Genomic DNA, 21,827 nt, shown 5'->3' on the forward strand with positions numbered 1-21,827 from the left:
AGTTTGTTCTATTATTTCACATTTTCTTCACTTTGTTTATAGTTTATACCATTAAAAAAGAAATTTAAGATAATTGCAGAGATAGCGCCTAACACGATACCATTTTGAGTTAACCATGCAAATTGTTCCCCTAAACCTTTAAACGCTTGAGGTACGGCACTAATACCAGTACCTAAACCTACAGACACTGCTATAATTAATAAGTTATTTTGGTTAGCAAAGTTAATATTACCTAAAATACTAACACCGTATGCCATTACCATACCAAACATCGCTATCATCGCACCACCTAAAACTGGTAATGGAATGATATTAGCTAAGGCACCTAGTTTAGGAATACAGCCGCATATCAGTAATAAAATCACCATGCCATAAATCACTTTATTTTTCTTAGCACCTGATAAAGATACTAAACCAACATTCTGTGAATATGCTGTATAAGGGAAAGCATTAAATAATGACCCAATCACAATCGCAAGACCTTCCGCAGTGTAACCTTTTCGAAAATCTTTTCGCTCTAATCTCTTCCCAGTAATCTCACTTAATGCGTGATAGACACCAGTAGATTCGATCAAACTCACTATAGCGACAATAAAGAACACTAAAGTTGCGCCTACATCAAAACCAAAGCCTGAAAAACGGAACGGCACAGGAATGCCTACCCAGTGCGCTTCACCTACTTGCTTAATATCTACAAGACCAAATATTGCTGCTAACACTGTCCCAATAATTAATCCAATTAAAATTGCGATTGATTTTAAAAATCCTGTCGTAAACCGTTGTAAAATCAGTATCACAATGAGTGTCACCCCACCTAATACTAAATTCTTTGGATCACCATAGTTTTTAGCACCTTCTCCACCAGCTAAATAATTCATTGCCACTGGCATTAAATTGATACCAATAATCGTCACAACACTTCCTGTCACGACTGGTGGAAAGAACTTAACTAAATGAGAGAAGAATGGTGCGATGATAATTACTAAAATACCTGATAAAAATAATGAACCATATAATACGCCAAGTCCTTTTGTCTGTCCAATTAAAATCATGGGTGCTACCGCTGTAAATGTACACCCCAATACAATTGGTAATCCGGTACCTGTAACTTTGTTCACTTGTAAGAATGTCGCTATACCACACATAAAAATATCAACTGTTACTAAATATGCAATCTCTTCTGGTGTGAATTTCAAACTTGTTCCTACGATAATAGGAACTAAAATCGCTCCGGCATACATCGCTAATAAATGTTGAATACTAAGAATGAAATTTTTCATTAATTTTCACCCAATAACGTCACTTTATTACCTTTTAATGATGCTACTTTACATAAAGATGATACGTTTAGACCTTCTGCTTCGAGTCTTTGTCTACCATTTTGGAAGCTTTTCTCAACAACGATACCAACACCTGCTGTTTTAGCGTTAGCTTGTTGAACAATATCGTTCAAACCAAGAGAAGCATCGCCATTTGCTAAGAAATCATCAATAATTAAGACAGTATCGTCTTCCCCAAGAAATTCTTCAGAAACAATGACTGTGCTTGTTTTATTTTTAGTAAAGGAATGAATATCTGTTTGGTAGAATCCATCCTTTAAAGTACTTGGCTTAGCCTTTTTAGCAAATAAGCAAGGTACATCAAAATGGAATGCTGCCATTATTGCTGGAGCAATACCAGATGCTTCAATAGTTAATATCTTTGTAATACCTTCATTCTTGAATTGATCAAAGAATGTTTGCCCTACTTCATTCATTAACTTTGCATCAATTTGATGATTTAAAAATCCATCTACCTTTAATATCTTTTCATCGATGACTACACCATCTTCTTTTACTTTACGTCCTAACGACTCCACCCAGAAAACCTCCTCAATATTATGTAATCCATAGACTTGTTGATACAAAAAAATCCCCAAACTTTTAATAAGTTTCAGGATCTATGAGGGAACGTGCAATACATTGCGTATAATTGCAAATAAAGAAGTAGATACGCCAAATTAATCGATAATTAAAAATGTATACATTTAGATACAGTGGTTCCTTTGTAAGTCATTTAAAGAAACTTATATCGATGACACATTACACTAGTCCTTCGTGTTGTTTGAACGATTTAAACTGCTCCTAAGTATTGAATTGTTACCCATAGTCATGTCGTTCAAGGCGACATGGTAGAAACTTCTAAAGCCATATTCTTCAGATTATATGAGTCATATAAATTATTTTATGATGATAGCAAATTTTAGCTACTTTTTCAATAACTATTAAATACGATCATCGTTGAATTAACAGTATTTTATACTGAAAGCGTTTGACATATAATTTAAAATTAAATTAGGTAGATAAAGCAGTAAAATTATATATTTATATAAACAAAAGTTTTATAATTAAATGGTAAGGGTATAGATTTTGAAAGTAGAGAAAATATAAGGGGCGATAATCATGGCAGAAATTACAGTAGTAAAAGACAAATCTGAATTATACAACGTAATTAACCAAAAGAAATCTGAAGGCTATTTAGAAAGTGAACTTGCGGTTATCAGTCGTTCAAAATTACATTTAGATGATTTACATGACTCTCAAGTTAGTTTAATCGCTACTAGCGGATCATTTAGTGACCGTATGTCTAGATTACTTATCGGTGAAGATGGCGAACAAGCTGTTCTTACTAGATACGATTTAACTGATGAAGAAATTGAAAATCATAAGCAAGATATTCTAGACAACAAAATTTTAGTTGTTGCAAGACGCGACCGTAGTTTTCATAATGAAGTAGAAGAAAATAATGCAGCCTATGAAGAACTTGATATTACACATTATGCTGCTGAATCTAAAGGCCCAAAAGCTTAAAACAATCTCGTAAAAATGAAATGGATATAAAAAGAACACCATAACTTGTACGCTAAGCCGTTTAAGTTGTGGTGTTTTACTTTACTATCATAAACGTCACTATATTAATTTATCCATTTATAGAAATAAACTTATGCTATAATTTAAAAAATATATTTTTGGGGGTGCCGTGATGGAATTTAAAGCAATAACGTCTGTTAAAGATCCATTTTTCAAAGAAGCATTACAAATTTATGACTCAAAGTTAGATATTAGTCTTACCGAAGACAGCCATATTTTCAAACAATCATTAGAAAACAATAAAACCGAAAAGGATTATGCCTTTATCGTTGGTATTGAGAACAATGAAGTGATTAGCATGGCAACAGCACATTATGAAGCGACTACTAATTCCGCTTTCCTTATATATCTTATCACCAAAAATAAAGATAATCATGACGAAGTCATGTCTATGACCCTAGATAAAATCGAGGAACAACTCAATGTCTACGCTAATGAAATTCATGATAGAAACATTAACTTTATAATGATGGAAGTGCCTAAAGAACCCTTAACAACTGATGAAGAAACAAACAAAGTGCTTGAGCGTCGTCGACAGTTTCTCTATGAACATCAATTTGAAAAACAAAGTGAAATTGATTATATCCATCCCAATTATACAACCGACGATAACCCTAAAGACATCGACTTATTTATCAAAGCCAACATTGTCTTATCTAAAGATATTTATGGTACAAGTGTGAAGTCTAATTATATTTTGAAATATGTCTTTGCTAATGGCATTTCAAGAGAGATTATATACCCTCTACTAGAACAAATGAATTTAAGAAGTCCACTGTAACATGACTTGAAATCAACCATGATTAACGGTAAACTATCATATGAGGTAAGACTGACGTTTCACTAACCGAAGACAAACGTCAGTATACATAAACCATATATGAAAGGACTTTATTAATGTTAACTAAAGAATTCGCACAACGCGTCGAGCTAAGTGAAAAACAAGTCCGTAAAATCGTCCAACATTTAGAAGAACGTGGCTATCAACTTAGTAAGACAGAGTACCGTGGACGTGAAGCTACTGATTTTAAAGAAGAAGATATCGAATTATTTAAAGATATCGCAGATAAAGTAAAACAAACGAATAGCTATGATTTAGCATTTGAAGAACTTGAAAAGGAAAAAGACTTCCTGCAAGTATTAGTAAAAGAAGATAATAGTCAATTACCTACTGATCAGAATATTTCACAACTTGTTGAAGACTTACGTAGTGAAATTCAAAAAATGCGTGAAGAACGTCAAATGTTAGGCCAAATGATTAGTCAAGTGCACCATCAACAACAGGAACTTAAAGAGTTACAAAATCAAATCACATCTAAGATTGATGCGAATACTGAATCATTAAAAGCGATTCAAACAACTCAAGATGCAATCCAGTCAACACAGCAGTCTCATACTAAAAAGTTAGATGAACAACAAGCTATCGCTTCTGAATCAAGTGCAAGTCATCAGTCAAGCCAAAGTCACCAACCTAAACAATCTACTTCACCTTCATCAAGTGAAAGTAATTCAGTAGCATCTACTTCTACTTCAACATCTCATCATTCAAATAGTTTGAGTAATGTTGACGAAGCGACTAAAAGTGAGAGCACCTCACTAAGTACATCTGAACAATCAACATCACTATCAGAAACAAAATCACACACTACTTCAGAGTCTCAAGTTACAAATACAAATAATCATACTGAGTCACAATCATCTCCTCTAGGCCATCCAGAACCTAAGGAAGAGAAAAAAGGCTTTTTCGCAAGATTATTTAACTTATAGTAAATATAAGGTGAGGTATCGGTTAAGACAAAAGTGTATCACTTTAAGTCTCAACTGGTGCTTCGCCTTTTTTTATATCAATATCTTACTTCAATTCTTATAATGATGTTATAATATATAATACCAAATATATATAAATGTTTTACGCTATATCACAACAAAGGACTGACACACTATGAGAAAAGCGACACAATCATTAATCAAAAATCAGTTTAAAAGAAAAACCTCCTTTTTAACTAAACCAATTAAAACGTTTAATAAATCTCCTTACTTCAAAAAAGTGATGACATATGCACATTATTATGAAAAAAATAAAGTTAATCCTTCACATATACTTTACCAAGTAACCGATGGCAAAAGCATGACCGATAGTCCTTACGCCATTTTTTTATATTTAACGCGTCATAAGGCATATCAACACCTACATCATACATGGGTTGTAGATTCTGAAAGTACGGCTCAACATTATCGTAAACAATTTCAACATTTATCCCATGTATCATTTGTCATTAAAGAATCAAAATCGTATCTAAAAGCATTGACCACTTGTAAATACCTTATAAATAATGCTACATTTCCAGCGTATTTTACGAAAAAAGAAAACCAAGTCTATATCAACACGTGGCACGGCACACCTTTAAAACATATGGGATTAGATATTCCTCATTCCCTTATCAAAACGCAAAATACAATGCGTAATTTTTTAATTTCTGATTACATCATATCGCCAAACAAGCACACAACAACTATTTTAAACCGTGCTTTCAAGTTATCACCTATTTATCAAGGTAAATTTTTAGAAATAGGTTATCCACGTCTTGATTTAACAATCAATTCAACAGAAGTAGATATTAGAAAAAGATTAAGCACATTTGTACATTTAAATCAGAAAAAAATAATATTATATTGCCCTACTTGGCAAGGCACGGATGTAAATAAACCTATCATAGAAGAAGACAATATCTATAATGAAGTTAAATCATTAGAATCTATAACAGGTTATCAAGTGTTATTAAAAGTACATCCTTTTGTATATAAGAAAATAGCTCAATCAGACAATTTAAAACCGTATCTTGTACCTAATACCTTTGATACTAATCAATTATTAACAGTCGTAGATTTAATGATTACAGATTACTCAAGTATTTTCTTCGACTTTTTAGTCACTGATAAACCTATTATTTTTTACACAACTAATCATGATGAATCCACTCGTACTCGTGGATTGTATATTGATAATGAGCGACTTCCTGGTCCAGTTTATACAAACATTAATGATGTCGTTCAAGGCATTCAAAACGAAACCTATAAGCAATACGATAAAAATTATCAACAATTTAAATCTCAATTCTGTTCATATGATGACGGTAATGCTTGTCAAAGATTAATTAAAGCAATCTTTAATACTTCATTCAAACCAATCCATCCACATGCAGATAGTGAAAAGCAAAAGACGAAATTACTATTTTATCCTGGTGGTTTAAAGAACAACGGTATTACTACTTCAATGTTGAACTTACTTGAAAATATTGATTATGAAAAATACGACGTCACATTAATGGTGACTAATAACAAAAGTATTGAATTCAAAAATAATCTCAATCAAATAAATGCTAATGTTAGAGTGCTATTTAGAAGTAGTCCTTTCCTTACTTCTTTTAAAGAATTATATCGCGTAGAATTTATTAGACAACGCGGTGTATATCATCACTTTGAAGAAGCTATTCATCCAAAGCACCTCTATCGTCGTGAAATGAGAAAAGTATTCGGAGATATTCAATTTGATTACGCTATCGACTATAGTGGATATGCATTTTTCTGGGGAAATTTAGTATTAGCTACCAATGCGAAGAAAAAATATATTTATATGCATAGTGACATGCAAGATGATCAAAAGAGAACGGTTAATGGAAAACGACCTCACTATCAAAATTTAAAAACATTGTCCAGTATTTATAAACGTTTTGACAAACTAATTAGCGTATCTGAAGCAACAATGAAAGTGAATCAACAAAAATTTTCATCTACGGTCCCCAAAAATAAATTTAATGTTTGTAGAAATACAATCAATTACTCAAAAATCAAACGTCTAATGAATGATGATAGTGAAATCTATAATAAAGATGGTAAACAAGTTATCGTGTCTTATTCAGATGGTAACTTATTTAATACGCCATTTGATCATAGTCATTTTAATATTGTCTTTATAGGTCGATTGTCACCGGAAAAAGGTATTGATTTACTCATTCAAGCAATTCATGAATTAAAGACAAAACATCCTCACATCAGACTTTATATTCTAGGTGATGGACCTTTAAAAGAAACATTGGTAAACATGATTAATCATTTAAATCTAGAACATAATGTGTTTTTATTAGGCCATCAACGCAATCCGTTTTATTTATTAAAACGTGCTAATTTATTTGCTTTAACTTCACATTATGAAGGACAATCAATGGTTATATTGGAAGCTTTATCTGCTGGGACACCAGTATTAGCGTCTGACATTATTGCAAATCGATACGTTTTAGAAGATGGAAAATACGGCATGCTAGTTAAAAATGAGGTTCAATATATAGCCAATGGTATTGAAACATTCATTAAAGGAACACAACCTAGCTATAGTACATTTGATGTCGAATCTTATAATAAAGCAGTCATGGATGAGTTTTATAGTTTATTAGATTAACTTAAATCGTTACTGACCATCCTATTAATCCATTTTATATAGGTGTTACATTCCAATTCTTTTATCTGGAGTGTAACACCTATTTTTTATATTTTCTTTCTGACATTCCACAAATAAGTATTATTTGATCAAACAATTTAATACTTTACACATTTTTAATTATAAAAAATATACCTTTTAAGTTTATAACCTTGAATTATAAAAATATGAGTAATATTCTTAATACATAAATTTAGAACATAATAATTAAAAAGGAGTGTTATTCATTGGACTCATTTTTAACTGTGATTAATGTTATCGTGCTTATTGCCTTCATTATTATGCTAAATGTCATGGCCAAAAAACACATTTCATTTCCTAAACGTGTATTTACTGCCTTAGCTATAGGGATCATTTTAGGCATCGCAATGCATTTAATCTATGGAGTCGACTCAAAAGTAATCAAAACGACAAGTGATTGGTTTAGTATTGTAGGCGATGGATATGTCGCACTATTACAAATGATTGTCATGCCGTTAATTTTTATTTCTATCGTTTCTGCATTCAGTAAAATACAAATTGGGGACAAATTTGCTAAAATCGGTAGTTATATCTTCATGTTTTTAATTGGGACTGTAGCTATAGCTGCCTTGGTTGGTATTGGATATGCATTACTCTTCGGTTTAGATGCATCTTCCATTGATTTAGGTAGCGCTGAACATTCACGCGGTAGTGAAATCACTAAAGAGGCTAAAAACTTAACCGCACATACATTACCACAACAAATCTTAGAACTATTACCTAGCAATCCGTTCTTAGACTTTACAGGTGAAAGAACAACATCTACGATTGCGGTCGTTATCTTCGCTTCATTTGTGGGCTTTGCATACTTACGTGTTGCACGTAAAGAACCTGAACATGGCGACACACTTAAACGAGGTATTGAAGCGATTTATTCTCTTGTCATGGCTATTGTAACCTTCGTATTACGATTAACACCTTATGGTATCTTAGCTATAATGGCTTCAACGATTGCTACCAGTGACTTCGCCGCTATCTGGACTTTAGGTAAATTTATGATAGCGTCTTATGCAGCATTAATTACGATGTATATCATTCACCTCGTAATTTTAACTATCCTTGGTATCAACCCAGTCAAATATATGAAGAAAACATTTGAAGTATTGGCCTTTGCCTTTACATCACGTTCAAGTGCTGGTTCTTTACCGTTAAATATTCAAACACAAACAACACGTCTTGGTGTACCTGAAGGTATCGCTAACTTTTCCGCAACATTCGGTTTATCTATTGGACAAAATGGTTGTGCAGGTATCTATCCTGCGATGCTTGCGATCATGGTTGCACCGGTTGCACATGTAAATATCGATTTACAATTTATCGTGACATTAGTAGCCGTGGTTATTATCAGTTCCTTTGGTGTTGCTGGTGTAGGTGGCGGTGCTACATTCGCATCTATATTAGTCTTATCAACACTAAATTTACCGGTTGCATTAGCCGGCGTCTTAATTTCTATTGAACCTCTTATTGACATGGGTCGTACTGCTCTTAATGTTAATGATTCTATGTTAGCAGGCACAGGAACTGCCAAACTCACTAAAAATTGGGACAAAAAAGCATTCGAATCTAATGAATATGGTGAACTGACAACAGATTAAATATTTTAAAATAAAAGGGAGGAGACAACTTATAAATTGTCCCCTCCCTTTCTCATATTAATTTATTAAACCTACAATTAGCGCTACACTAATCTGTTATCTACAATTATCCCTAAACTCATAACATCACTTTTGATTATATAATGCTATTACCGTTTGATTAATCCTGCATCATTAAGTTGATTTAGCATGTCTAATCTTGTTTTATTTCCTAGGAATGATTCAATTTGTTCTGACCAAGTTTCAGTTCTTTCTCCATTGGTACGCGCTTTATAATAATCACTTACCGTTTGATCATACGTTTTTAATTCATTGATTTGTTTTTCTTTATCTGAATTATATTGGTTTCTATGGAAAACATGTTCTAATGGCAAACGAGGTTTTGCAGAACCATTTTCATTTTCTGCTGGTTCACCAATAGCCATACCAAATAATGGGAAAGTATACTCAGGTAAGTCTAAAATCTCGCGTACACGACCAACATCATTACGTAATGATCCTAAGTAAACAATTCCGTAACCCATATCCTCAGCTGCAACAGCCATATTTTCAGCAACAAGAGCTACATCAATCGATCCCACTAACAGACCTTCAGCCGATTCAAAAGAAACTTCCATATTTGATTCCACATTCTCATTAATTAAATTATGACGATAATAATCTAGAACAAAAACAAATAAGTAACCATTCTCAACAACATATGGTTGACCTGATACTTCCTTTAAATCCTCTTTAATTTCAGGGTCATCAATACCAATGATTGAATAAGTTTGTAAATAACTAGATGTAGAAGCACTTTGACCTGCTTCCACTAATTTTTCAACTGTATCTTCACTTAAAGGTGTTGATTTAAAACGGCGCACCGAGTGATGTTTTTTCATTAATTCATATACATAATCTGACACTATTTCCACTCCTACTCTCGAAAAAATAATATTTTCGTTTATAATCTTTAAATATTGTATACCCTTTTCGACTGGAAATTAAATTAATTGGATTTATAGCGACTATTGTATCTTAATCTTCAAAACATATTTTTTTATTAATAAGGTAAAAGTTTAAAGTTATAAAAATAGCGTTTTTTAGTTATACTATAGATAAATAAGACTGGTAAGGGGTATTAATGATGATTTACTTAAATAAAAATGCTCGAAAGAAGCAAGATATAAAAACTTCTTTAATTTCAATTATCGCAGAAGAAGAAATTCAAAAAGAGATAGTTGAGGCAAATCATTCTAATGACTTAATTTATTGCTTCTTATTAGATAATGTTTTTCCAGAAAGAATGAAAGTAAAAGAAATAATAAAATTTTGGATCAAGTGGTACAGTATTGATACAACTATTGATGATATTCTTTATACTTTTTATTTATCTAAATTTGACAATAAATTTGTATAAAACTTAACTATTTCAGAAAGCAAACTCCTTAAAATAACTGGAGCTCTACTACACCCTTCCAAAAACATTTTACTCAAAGAACCTATTCAAAGTACCGATCTAGAAACAAAAGATATCATCATTACGTTATTAAACAATCAAAAGCACACAAAAAATATTATCTGTCTTACTAACCATACAGAAGAAGCCCTACTCATGACTAATAACTCTTTCAGAATTTCAAAAGATGTCCTTAAACCTGTTGAAATTTCAACAGAATCAAAAGAAGATAGTACAAAAAATCTCGAAGTAAAGCAAATCCCTAGGTTAACTCTTAAATTAAATGACAAAACAATGTTTCTAGATCCTAGCGATATTGATTATATCGAAAGTAGAGATGGAAAAGTTCAGATTCATGTAAATAATGAAACTTACGAACATGATGCTACTTTACAATCCATGGAAGCCTTAATACTTCCATACGGATTCTACAGATGTCATCGTTCTTATATCATCAATCTTCAAAAAGTTAAAGAAATTATTTCTTGGTCCAAAAATTCATATTCTATAAGACTAAATTATTCGAAAGATTCTTTAATTCCTATCTCAAGAAATAAAATAAACGAAATCGAAGAACATTTTAGAATTAAATAGATACATTTCAACTCATCCAGTTTACATTTCATCCTATTTTTAATGATGTAACTAGCTGTTCCTCCTATTCTTAAATTAGATTACAAAGGAGGATGACTATGGAAAATATCATAGAAATGAGTGACGTAACTAAAAAATTTAATAGCGAAGTCGTAATTGATGATATGTGCATTGAAGTGAAAAAAGGAGAAATATTTGGTTTTTTAGGACCGAGTGGTGCAGGCAAAACTACTACGATAAGTATGCTTATTGGAGCCTCACGTCCGTCAAAGGGAAGTCTAACAGTCAATGGATTTAATAATACTAATATAGGTTCTAGTAAATTCATGGCGACAATTGGTATACTAACCGACATAAGTAATACATACGAAAGATTAACTATATATGACAATTTGAAACTTGTTGCCCAATTATATGACGTTCCTTTATCAAAAGTAGAAGAAACTTTAGAACTAGTTAATTTAAAGTATGCTAAAAAGAAAGTATGTAAAAATCTATCAGCTGGAATGAAGCAAAGAGTTCTTCTAGCAAAATCATTAATCCATTCACCCGACATTCTATTTCTAGATGAACCAACCTCATCACTAGACCCAACAACTAGAAACCACATCCACAGAGGATTGAAAGCCTTAAATGAAAAAGGCACAACTGTCTTCCTTACAACTCATGATATGGAAGAAGCTAATAAATTATGTGATAGAGTCGCATTTATAAACCATGGTAAAGTGAAATTAATTGATACACCTCAAAATTTAAGATATTCATTTTCAAATCACTCTCTAACAGTAATTAATCATAAAGACATAATGAAAACAATGAAGATTAACAAACAAACAGCAGACTATATACATGATTTGATGCTAAAAGATGAAATTAAATATCTATCTACAGACCTACCTACGCTTGGTGAAGTGTTCTTAAAAGTAACCGGAGAGGAGTTAAATGATAATGAAAATGAATAGATTAACTGCCCTTTTCGAAAAAGAATTAAAAGAAACATGGCGAAACCCTTCTGTTTATTTAATGCCTTTACTCGTCATTGGCCTTACACTTTTATATCATTTTATGCTTAATGAAATGGAGACTAATAAAGAACAAAAAATATTCTTCATAGTATTAATTATTAATTTTTCATTTATAATGTGCAATACAGCAATTACTTTACAAAGTATCGCAGAAGAAAATGATAAAAAGACATTGATAGGATTAATCCAAACACCAACTACAATGTTAGAAATCCTATTATCAAAAGCACTTTTAGGTATAATATTATCTGTAATCATTTCCGTAATTAGTCTCTTATTATTGGGACAAAGTTTTTCAATTAATTGGAGTGGTTTTGTTTCACTATTATTGTTACTTATATTCTATACATGTCTAGGCATTTTAGCTGGCTTACTATCAAACACTATAGGAAAATCTCAATTTTATAATTTCATTATTATATTCCTATTTGGTATGGCACAAATGAAAATGTTCTTAGATACAAATGAAATCATCGATAAAATTTTATCTTTTGTCCCATCTAATTTAGTATTCACTTTATTATTAGAAGACGAAGCTAATAACTTAATTTATTTATCCATTTGGGTAATAAGTATTGTAATTTTAACAATCATGACATATAGAAAACGTTCAAAATTACAGTAATTTAGACCTTCCAAATTTAATTTGTTCTATCTTCAAAAACACGTCCAGGCTACCTAATAGTTTCATTAGTTAGCCTGGACGTGTTTTAATATCATCATTTAATTAAAGTCTAATAATGTTAACACTATAACAAACCTTCTTTTATGAAAGTTTTGAAACAACATGTTACTATCAGAGTATAGTGTAATGTAATAAAATTACACTATATTATCAATAACAAGTGTTTAGTTGAGAATGTTAATGACTATTTTAAGTGTAATAACAGTGAATCATTTCATTAATATCATTCATTTCACTTAAACTATCAATTTCATTAATAGGCTTATAATACTTATATCATCAATTTCTCAACGAGTCATTAAATATATAAGTTGATGAAGTTGACTATTTAAATCCTAAATGTAATAATAATTAGTAAGAGATTAGAATTATTATAAACAAACAATGATTGTTATCTAATTCTAATAAAACATTTCAAATTATCAGGAGGAATTTACCTATGTCTTTAATTAATAAAGAAATCTTACCATTCACAGCACAAGCTTATGATCCAAAGAAAGATGAATTCAATGAAGTATCTCAAGAAGATTTAAAAGGTTCTTGGAGTGTAGTTTGCTTCTACCCAGCTGACTTCTCATTCGTTTGTCCAACTGAATTAGAAGATTTACAAAACCAATATGATAAATTACAAGAATTAGGCGTAAATGTATTCTCAGTTTCAACTGATACTCATTTCGTACACAAAGCTTGGCATGATCATTCAGATGCTATTAGCAAAATCCAATACAATATGATTGGTGACCCTTCTCAAACTATTACTCGTAACTTCGACGTATTAGATGAAGAACTTGGTTTAGCTCAACGTGGTACTTTCATTATCGACCCTGATGGCGTTGTTCAAGCAGCTGAAATCAATGCTGACGGTATCGGCCGTGACGCAAGCACATTAGTTCACAAAATCAAAGCTGCTCAATATGTACGTCAACATCCAGGTGAAGTTTGCCCTGCAAAATGGGAAGAAGGTTCTGAAACTTTACAACCAGGATTAGACTTAGTAGGTAAAATTTAAGGAGGCATTATTAGAAAATGTTTAATGCTGATTTAAAACAACAATTAAAACAATTACTTGAGCTTATGGAAGGCGACGTTGAATTCGTCGCTAGCCTTGGCTCTGACGATAAATCAAAAGAATTAAAAGAGTTATTAGATGAAGTAGCTGAAATGTCTGCGCACATTTCAGTTACTGAAAAATCTTTAAAACGTACACCTAGTTTCTCAGTTAATCGCCCTGGCGAAGAAACAGGTATTACTTTCGCAGGCATTCCATTAGGACATGAGTTCAACTCTCTTGTATTAGCTATTTTACAAGTTAGTGGACGTGCACCTAAGGAACAACAATCTGTGATTGATCAAATTAAAGGATTAGAAGGTTCTTTCAATTTCGAAACTTACGTAAGTTTAACTTGTCAAAAATGTCCAGATGTCGTTCAAGCATTGAACTTAATGAGTGTAATTAACCCTAACATTACACATACAATGATTGACGGTGCTGTCTTCCGTGAAGAATCTGAAAACATCATGGCTGTACCAGCTGTTTTCCTAGATGGAGAAGAATTTGGTAATGGTCGTATGACAATTCAAGATATTCTTAACCAATTAGGAAGCACTGCAGATGCATCGGAATTTGAAGGCAAAGACCCTTACGATGTATTAGTTATCGGTGGTGGCCCTGCAAGTGGTAGTGCTGCGATTTACACTGCACGTAAAGGGTTACGTACTGGTATTGTTGCAGACCGTATCGGTGGTCAAGTTAATGATACTGCTGGAATTGAAAACTTCATCACTGTTAAAGAAACGACAGGTACTGAGTTTTCTTCTAATTTAGCAGATCATATCGCTCAATATGATATCGATACAATGACTGGTATTCGTGCAACAAATATTGAAAAAACAGATAGCGCTATTCGCGTTACTTTAGAAAATGACGCTGTATTGGAAACTAAAACAGCCATCATTTCAACAGGTGCAAGTTGGCGTAAACTTAATATTCCTGGCGAAGATCGTTTAATCAACAAAGGTGTTGCTTTCTGCCCACACTGTGACGGTCCTTTATTCGAAAATAAAGATGTTGCAGTCATCGGTGGCGGTAACTCAGGTGTTGAAGCTGCAATCGATTTAGCAGGAATTGTTAAACATGTTACTGTATTTGAATACTCAGATGAGTTGAAAGCAGACAGTGTTCTACAAGATCGTTTACGTTCATTATCAAATGTCGACATTAAAACTAAAGCCAGAACTACTGAAGTCATCGGTGAAGATCATGTCACTGGTATTAAATACGAGGATATGAACACTGGTGAAGAACAAGTCGTTAATTTAGACGGTATCTTTGTACAAATCGGTTTAGTACCTAACACATCATGGATTTCTGATGCAGTTGAACTTAACGGACGTGGCGAAGTTGTTATTGATCGCAATAATAGCACTAATGTTCCAGGTATCTTCGCTGCTGGTGATGTAACTGATCAGAAAAACAAACAAATCATCATCTCAATGGGTGCTGGTGCTAATGCCGCATTGAATGCTTTCGATTATATTATTAGAAACTAATTAAATGGATTCAGCATTTCATTAATATATATCTTCAAAACAGAATTCCCCTATGGAATTCTGTTTTTTTATTATTTAATTCTTTAAACATGTTATGATGGAATTAATGAAAAGTTTTAATCTTTAACATCGTTGGGTTTTTACAATATCAAGACACTGTTTTCTAGTCTAAATCCATCTCATATCATAAATTTTAAAGGAGCTATTATGAATACCTTAAATCATATTACCAAAGCAAAAATCTATGAAATTCAATCTTTTTTAGACATCCCTAGAAAACTTTCACCACTTGAGACATTACATATTGCTTTTAAATCACATCACATTAACTTCATTTATAACCAAATGGATAAAACCGAACAAGACTGTATTAAATCCATGCTAGACAGCTACGATAATCCAGTCTTAATCAATGAAGATATTAAACATAAATGTAATTTATCAGAACGCTTAGGTTTTATTTTTAAAACTTCAACAAATACATTTATGGTAGATACTCACTATTTAAACCAAATCAATACATATGTTTTCGCTAATCATTACCAAAATAAAGTCCAAGACGAAGATGGACAGCTACTTATTCAACAGTTAGATCAATTAGATAAAGAACTTTTCAATGCCATTCAACATACATCTTTGAAAGATTATTTATCAACTTTGAAATCGAAAAGCTTACAAGACATTTTGAAATTTTACCAAATTAAAAGTCCGTCAAAAATTAAAAAATCAGACGCCGTCAATTTAATTCATGATACCTTTTTCAAAGATGTTACTTTATTAGAAAATGTCTTTAATCATTTTAAACCGTCATCTTTGTTCATGTTACATCAAATCATTAAAGGCCATACCAATTACAACAACAACATTGATTTAGCAGCTACAGTCGCTGAACAGACAAATTTACATACTGTGTCAGACGTTTTAGATCACTTATTTATATTTAATTATAATGAGCGCCATAATATCATATCTATTCCCTATGACGCTTTAGATTTTATTCAAAATTACATTAATAATAAGGGTGGTATTGAGACTTTCCTTAGTCAACAAGAGCAACATATCGCTTCTGAGGATAATCAAGTACTCGAGACTCTACGTTTATATAGTAAAGATACTGCGATCAATGATGACAATGTCTCTAGTAGTACTGTTAACGAAGACATTAAAGATCAAGAAAGTGAAGTACCTGAACTTGAATTATACATGGATCCCGAAATCCGCCAAAATTTAGCCGAAGAACAATTAATTCAATTTAAAAATGATAAGAACATGCAACAGTATATAACACCCTTCAATATCTATTTTGCGATAACGAATTTATATGGCTATGCATCATTAGAACGTGTTGTTCATTTAATGAAACACTTATACAACAGAGATATGACAGAAAAGGATATTATAGATGAAATAGAAGCTATGAATATCAATCAATTAGTCATCGTCCAAAATGATATGTTATTACACCCAGTAATTCCTATGCTCGCAAATAGTGATGAGATAGACGATCCACTAAAAGGATTTTATGAACCTAGCCATCTCGATGAACTATTAATATATGCAAATAATGAATTTTACACACGTAATACCAAGTTGAAACAATTCATCAAGTTTCTTAGAAATAACATAAAAGAAGATGACGATGTTAAAAAAGAAAAAACCGTAAGATATATCTTATTCCACCTAAGAATAGCACCAGATGAAGCTCATGCAGTCGAGATGATGAATAACTTAATTAAACAAAATAAACTTTTACCGATACCAGATAAAAAATTATCTAAGCAAATTGAAAAAGGTTGGACACATCTACGTTTATGGAGTTTGCGCGGTTATACTGTTAATGAAACAAAATCACTTTAATTATTTATACACAAAATGTTCATAGTTCATAAATAACTAAGTGCTTAAACATTCAAATCATTTTTGATAAGTGATACGCTATAATATGTAAGAATTTAAAATAATGAATATTGTATGAATAAAAGGAGTTCCAAACCTGATGAAAAAAAGAGTTCTACTCACGTTAATTTTATCTTTTGCACTTATCTTATCAGCTTGTGCAAATAAAAGTGAAGATGATAATGATCATGATTCACATAGTAGTGCCCATGCACCTAAAAATGCTAAGCAATTAAAGGAAAAAGATATTTTCACATCTAATAAAAACAATGCCACTATCAGTGAAGATGAAATGAATAAAGCGTTAAAAAAATATCTACAAGTTAACAATGATATTTTAGATAATAAGTACGTGATGCAACATAAATTAGACAGACAGAGTGATAGCAGCACTAAGATTACTAAAAAGCAATCCAAACAATTAAGTGAATTGTCTAATCTTGCAGTAAAAAACGACTTACACTTTAAAAAGTTTGTGAATAATAATAAGATTCCAAGTGAATATAAAGATCCAACTAATCGTATTATCAAATATTTTAAAGCACTTAATAGTACAATCGCTAACGTTGATGAAGACATTGAGCAATTGAATTATCAACCACAAAATTCAATCAATGTCGTAGACGTACCAACCAACTATGCAGGCGATGTAAACAAAAAGCAACAAGATAAAATCAAATCTTTCTTAGACAAGAAAAATATCAAAACTGATGTATTTGATAAATAAACTAAAAAGCTTCTAACCGTTATAAAATTTGCGGATTAGAAGCTTTTATTTATATCTTAAGCCAAATTGACATCACCCGACGTCTAAGTCACACTATAGATAGTTAAACTTTTTATTTACTCATTTAAAAAAATTTTGGAGAGTGACAAGATGAAGTTACGTGTATCTTTTTTAGTGCTCGCGATTTTATCAACAGTGTTAACTATTTTAATGTGTGCTAAATATCCAACTGGGTCTAATACAATCAGTTTGGATAAGCCTGTAGAACTTTGGTCTGCAATAGGTACTATGGTAGCAATAGCATTACCTGCACTCATATTATGTTTTTTCAACTATATGACAACCAGAATTATTTCAAGTATTCTTCAAATTATTGCGGTTCCTGTATGGGCATTATTGGCACTTATCGCATTCTTTATGGAAAACTATTGGATTGGCGTTACCGCTACTATATCTTCAATTTTAATTATAATAAGTGTTTTTGTAACGCTCATAGTGGACTCATCGAAACAAAAGAAAAGGTCAACAAATTAAAATGTATCTATTTAGACTACTGGACGTCTTAAATTTAAAAAAGTGAAATGCACCTTTCATTTAGGGGCATTTCACTCTTTTTTACATTTCAATAAGATAAGGTTTACAGTTCTCAATTTTAGCAGTTAACGCTTCATCTTTCGTTATTTGTTCTAAATACACAAAGATACATCTAATGACAACCTGATGGGCAACTATGACAATTGGATCTGCATTATGATCAACAATAGAATTGAAAAAAGTTGCTACTCTATCAAATACGTCTTGATAACTTTCTCCTTCTGGTGCTTTTTGAGTAAAGCTATGACGGAAATCTTTGAAGTTATCATCATTAAAATATTTATAAAAGGTTTCATCCTGTGACACTTCTTTTTTATATTTCCCTTCAAAGACACCTAGTGATCTTTCTTTTAATAAATCAGTAAATGTTGTCGGTATATTATAAGGAAATATTGCTTCATACGTTTGTTGTGTTCTCAATAAGCTTGAAACATATACATGATCAATATTTTTATTCGTAAAATAATTCACTAATGTTTGTGCGCTCTCTGTACCTTGTTGCGTTAATGGCACATTAAGTTGACCACAAAAATATGGTTCCCCATACTTATTATCATAATTGGATTTAGATTCACCATGTCTTACTAAATATATTTTCATTTTGAATCTCCTCGCTCATATTAACTTGTTTTACTTAATAATAAATTAATTGATAATCCAATTAAAATAATTCCTACCGCATAATCAAAAATAGCTTTAATTTTAGGATTACTGAACAGTAATTTAATATATTGAAATATAAAGACGCAGAATAGGAACCAACAACATGTTACAAGCACTACCGATAATGCTAAAACTGCAACTTGAGAGGTCATATGTATATTTCCTTGTGATAAGAATTGAGGTAATATACTCATGTAATAAAGTAATGCTTTAGGATTTAATATCGTACTTAAGAAACCTTGTCTATATGATGATAGATATGACACTTGATTTAAGTCTTGTTTTTTATCATTAAATGACATCGATTGACGTGCTGATAAGATAGAGCGTACGCCTAAATAGATTAAATAACATGCACCAAGTACTTTAATCAAAACAAAGACATAATATAAACTTGTTAATATGTATATAATTCCAAAAATAGCTAAACTAGCGTAAACAATATGACCCGTGGTAATACCTAATGCGGACATCATACCGTTTCTTTTTCCTGAATGGACCGTATTTTTCATTACAATTAGAAAATCAGGTCCAGGTACAATGATGATTAAGAGTGAAATCAATATAAATGTTAATATACCTTCCAAAATGAATCCCTCCATAAAGCTATCGTATCAATCCATGCATAAACATACAACACTTCGAAAAATATTAAGAATTGACTAACTATTCATGCATATATGATAAATAAAATTAAAAAATGAATGATATGATTGCATATTTATAATTAAATGTACACAACGAAAAATTTATTTTAGAATTAAGTTGTTTTAATTGGTAATATAATATAATTCATGATATTATATACATGTAGTTAATAAGTAACTACAAAGTCTTTTATATTCATGAACATAATACTCCTGGATGGCGTTACCCAGCGTCATCCTCTTTTTTTGTCTAAATTTAAATGATATATATTTTTATAATCACTTTACTCAATATAACTCTTCAATTATGATCAATCGATTAGGGTACGTAACCAATGAGGAGGTATATATGTTATGAAAATAGTGATTATTATTTTAGGTATACTCGTCATTTTGTCATGGTTGTTTTTATTTTATATTTACAGACAAAATGGTTATAAAAGTAATTCAATTAAAGTACAAAATATCATCCTTCTAGCATGTTTACTAACACTTCTAATGACCATTTTAGCCAGTATTTACGTCGAGTAATTGGGCTACTATTAAATAATAAAAAAATAGAGATGTCCTTATCAATTAAGGTCATCTCTATTGCTATGTTACAATTATTTTTTTCTTAAAGCTTTTAAAATAAGTGATACCACGAAAATTAAAATAATTGAACCTAATAATGCTGGGAAGATATAAATTTTACCTAGTTCTGGTCCCCAATGTCCAAAGATCATTGAACCAACCCATGCACCTACGATACCAGCAATAATATTACCTAAAATACCGCCTGGGATATCTTTACCAAGAATTGCACCTGCAATCCAACCGATAAGACCACCTACGATGATCATTCCTATTAATCCGAACATGTGTCTTCACTCCTTTCAATACATAATTATCATTATGTCTACCTATGGTGTATACCCCATAATCACATCCCGAAACAATTTTAGTTAAAAATTTATTAAAACTAGTAAAAAAATAGATATTTATATATTGATAATTATTAACCATTCATTTAAAATTTCTAATTGCAATTCATTCAATAACGAATGTACAATAAACAAATGGGATGGTACCGACTTATTATTTTCTAAGAATATGAAAGGTTGTATCATCTTGAACGCAAATAAAAATAAATTTTTCATTTTTAAAATAGGTTTCGATTTATTAAGTGCGATATCTATTATTTTAATTCTGATCATTATTACACTCAATTTTTATATTAATGGTCATTTACATGGTCAATTTGAGATGGGTTTTCATGTTGAAAGCAATCAAATTTATCTACTTTCTTTTCTTATTATATTAATTATTTTAAGTAGTATAACTTCATTTTTATTAGGTCGTTTTAATAACAATAATTAAGAAAAGCTATGGCACTGACATTCAATCAATTTCAGCCATAGCTTTTCTTTATTCGTGATTTATTTTTCGTGTATAGAGCGCTCAGTTTCATCCTCTTCATCATCCTCTAAAAATAATGTATCAATGACTTCATAAGCTGTTAACAATAGTCCTAGCGTCACTGCAGTATTCGCAGAATGATTGTCAAAGAACTTTACAACGCTAATTTTTTCTAAAAAATGAAAAAAGGCATTATCAATACCGTAATCAAAGTTAAAATAAGTAATTGCTATACCAATTGCAAATGTAATCATTAAATTAATACATACACCTTTAATTACTTCATTCACTTTAGAATTGATTACCCATCACCCCGTAAAAATCAATAAATCATTATGTATACTTTAAGATTAACAAAAATAACTAAGCAACTCCACACATGGAAAATTTCAAAGTCCTCAGATTCACATTGTTTATATATTGAATATCCCTCATGAAGTTTTTGAAAACAAAAAAGAACCTCATAAGCTAAGCCTACAAGGTTCCGACAATAAACTATATATTATTGTTCTTCTTTTATATAGACATATTTTATAACATTCCATCAACAATCAAAACGCCTATAAATCAGTATATATAGCTATGCCATC

At 31.2% G+C, this 21,827-nt stretch carries 22 protein-coding genes and 1 riboswitch; of the genes, 14 read left to right on the forward strand and 8 right to left on the reverse strand.

Features of this window, described 5'->3' with window-relative positions; translation table 11 throughout:
- Positions 1-11: 11 nt before the first annotated feature.
- Both pbuX and xpt read right to left on the reverse strand, forming a co-directional pair.
- Positions 12-1,280: a xanthine permease PbuX gene (gene pbuX / locus JX000_RS11330; protein WP_107533229.1), complete on the reverse strand. Its 1,269-nt coding sequence runs from the start codon at positions 1,278-1,280 to the stop codon at positions 12-14.
- Positions 1,280-1,858, reverse strand: coding sequence for a xanthine phosphoribosyltransferase (xpt, locus tag JX000_RS11335; protein WP_002451479.1), 579 nt, complete (start codon positions 1,856-1,858; stop codon positions 1,280-1,282). The genes pbuX and xpt overlap by 1 nt, the downstream gene beginning before the upstream one ends.
- A 267-nt stretch (positions 1,859-2,125) precedes the next feature.
- Positions 2,126-2,228: riboswitch (purine riboswitch) on the reverse strand.
- Between the two features lie 213 nt (positions 2,229-2,441).
- On the opposite strand from xpt, the gene JX000_RS11340 reads away from it, so the two are divergent.
- From JX000_RS11340 to JX000_RS11360, 5 genes are all read left to right on the forward strand, one after another.
- Positions 2,442-2,849 carry a general stress protein gene (locus tag JX000_RS11340; protein ID WP_124228240.1) on the forward strand — a complete coding sequence of 136 codons (408 nt, stop codon included), beginning with the start codon at positions 2,442-2,444 and terminating at the stop codon, positions 2,847-2,849.
- Between the two features lie 172 nt (positions 2,850-3,021).
- On the forward strand, positions 3,022-3,690 hold the full coding sequence (locus JX000_RS11345) for a hypothetical protein (protein ID WP_002451481.1): 669 nt from the start codon (positions 3,022-3,024) through the stop codon (positions 3,688-3,690).
- Between the two features lie 116 nt (positions 3,691-3,806).
- The gene (locus JX000_RS11350; RefSeq protein ID WP_002451482.1) at positions 3,807-4,676 is read left to right on the forward strand and encodes a hypothetical protein; all 870 of its coding nucleotides are present in this window, start codon (positions 3,807-3,809) and stop codon (positions 4,674-4,676) included.
- 175 nt (positions 4,677-4,851) lie between these two features.
- Positions 4,852-7,365: a glycosyltransferase gene (locus JX000_RS11355; protein ID WP_206140713.1), complete on the forward strand. Its 2,514-nt coding sequence runs from the start codon at positions 4,852-4,854 to the stop codon at positions 7,363-7,365.
- A gap of 266 nt (positions 7,366-7,631) precedes the next feature.
- On the forward strand, positions 7,632-9,020 hold the full coding sequence (locus JX000_RS11360; protein WP_002451484.1) for an L-cystine transporter: 1,389 nt from the start codon (positions 7,632-7,634) through the stop codon (positions 9,018-9,020).
- Between the two features lie 149 nt (positions 9,021-9,169).
- On the opposite strand, the gene JX000_RS11365 is transcribed toward JX000_RS11360, so the two are convergent.
- Complete coding sequence (locus JX000_RS11365; RefSeq protein ID WP_049425227.1) at positions 9,170-9,925, reverse strand: NADPH-dependent oxidoreductase; 756 nt, start codon at positions 9,923-9,925, stop codon at positions 9,170-9,172.
- A gap of 221 nt (positions 9,926-10,146) precedes the next feature.
- Between JX000_RS11365 and JX000_RS12195 the strand changes: the two genes are divergently transcribed.
- The 8 genes from JX000_RS12195 to JX000_RS11400 all read left to right on the forward strand — a co-directional run bounded on the left by JX000_RS12195 (position 10,147) and on the right by JX000_RS11400 (position 17,935).
- On the forward strand, positions 10,147-10,419 hold the full coding sequence (locus JX000_RS12195) for a hypothetical protein (protein WP_241004983.1): 273 nt from the start codon (positions 10,147-10,149) through the stop codon (positions 10,417-10,419).
- A gap of 195 nt (positions 10,420-10,614) precedes the next feature.
- A complete protein-coding gene (locus tag JX000_RS12200; RefSeq protein ID WP_241004984.1) occupies positions 10,615-11,052 on the forward strand; it encodes a LytTR family DNA-binding domain-containing protein in 438 nt (145 codons plus the stop codon).
- Positions 11,053-11,150: 98 nt separating this feature from the next.
- Entirely contained in the window at positions 11,151-12,014 is an 864-nt protein-coding gene (locus JX000_RS11375; protein ID WP_145506145.1) for an ABC transporter ATP-binding protein, read from the forward strand.
- Entirely contained in the window at positions 12,001-12,702 is a 702-nt protein-coding gene (locus JX000_RS11380; RefSeq protein ID WP_049425230.1) for an ABC transporter permease, read from the forward strand. Before JX000_RS11375 ends, JX000_RS11380 begins: the two co-directional genes overlap by 14 nt.
- 499 nt (positions 12,703-13,201) lie before the next feature.
- Entirely contained in the window at positions 13,202-13,771 is a 570-nt protein-coding gene (gene ahpC, locus JX000_RS11385) for an alkyl hydroperoxide reductase subunit C (RefSeq protein ID WP_124228237.1), read from the forward strand.
- Positions 13,772-13,788: 17 nt separating this feature from the next.
- Positions 13,789-15,312 carry an alkyl hydroperoxide reductase subunit F gene (ahpF, locus tag JX000_RS11390; RefSeq protein WP_206140714.1) on the forward strand — a complete coding sequence of 508 codons (1,524 nt, stop codon included), beginning with the start codon at positions 13,789-13,791 and terminating at the stop codon, positions 15,310-15,312.
- A 207-nt stretch (positions 15,313-15,519) separates the two neighbouring features.
- Positions 15,520-17,169 (forward strand): hypothetical protein, encoded by a 1,650-nt coding sequence (locus tag JX000_RS11395; RefSeq protein WP_206140715.1) that lies wholly within the window; start codon positions 15,520-15,522, stop codon positions 17,167-17,169.
- Between the two features lie 139 nt (positions 17,170-17,308).
- Positions 17,309-17,935 (forward strand): NDxxF motif lipoprotein, encoded by a 627-nt coding sequence (locus JX000_RS11400; protein WP_206140716.1) that lies wholly within the window; start codon positions 17,309-17,311, stop codon positions 17,933-17,935.
- Between the two features lie 116 nt (positions 17,936-18,051).
- Here the strand turns inward: JX000_RS11400 and JX000_RS11405 are convergent, their stop codons facing one another.
- The 3 genes from JX000_RS11405 to JX000_RS11415 form a co-directional block, all read right to left on the reverse strand.
- Positions 18,052-18,267 (reverse strand): hypothetical protein, encoded by a 216-nt coding sequence (locus tag JX000_RS11405; RefSeq protein ID WP_185291342.1) that lies wholly within the window; start codon positions 18,265-18,267, stop codon positions 18,052-18,054.
- 283 nt (positions 18,268-18,550) lie between these two features.
- On the reverse strand, positions 18,551-19,129 hold the full coding sequence (locus tag JX000_RS11410) for a histidine phosphatase family protein (protein ID WP_124228233.1): 579 nt from the start codon (positions 19,127-19,129) through the stop codon (positions 18,551-18,553).
- Between the two features lie 20 nt (positions 19,130-19,149).
- Positions 19,150-19,779 carry a LysE family translocator gene (locus JX000_RS11415; RefSeq protein ID WP_002451495.1) on the reverse strand — a complete coding sequence of 210 codons (630 nt, stop codon included), beginning with the start codon at positions 19,777-19,779 and terminating at the stop codon, positions 19,150-19,152.
- 414 nt (positions 19,780-20,193) lie between these two features.
- Between JX000_RS11415 and JX000_RS11420 the strand changes: the two genes are divergently transcribed.
- The gene (locus JX000_RS11420; protein WP_182459457.1) at positions 20,194-20,370 is read left to right on the forward strand and encodes a hypothetical protein; all 177 of its coding nucleotides are present in this window, start codon (positions 20,194-20,196) and stop codon (positions 20,368-20,370) included.
- A 74-nt stretch (positions 20,371-20,444) separates the two neighbouring features.
- On the opposite strand, the gene JX000_RS11425 is transcribed toward JX000_RS11420, so the two are convergent.
- Together JX000_RS11425 and JX000_RS11430 are read right to left on the reverse strand one after the other, a co-directional pair.
- The gene (locus tag JX000_RS11425; RefSeq protein ID WP_002451497.1) at positions 20,445-20,699 is read right to left on the reverse strand and encodes a GlsB/YeaQ/YmgE family stress response membrane protein; all 255 of its coding nucleotides are present in this window, start codon (positions 20,697-20,699) and stop codon (positions 20,445-20,447) included.
- Between the two features lie 558 nt (positions 20,700-21,257).
- Positions 21,258-21,491: a hypothetical protein gene (locus JX000_RS11430; protein ID WP_241004985.1), complete on the reverse strand. Its 234-nt coding sequence runs from the start codon at positions 21,489-21,491 to the stop codon at positions 21,258-21,260.
- Between the last annotated feature and the right edge of the window lie 336 nt (positions 21,492-21,827).

This window comes from Staphylococcus sp. SB1-57, assembly GCF_017086425.1.
Lineage (GTDB): Bacteria > Bacillota > Bacilli > Staphylococcales > Staphylococcaceae > Staphylococcus > Staphylococcus warneri_A.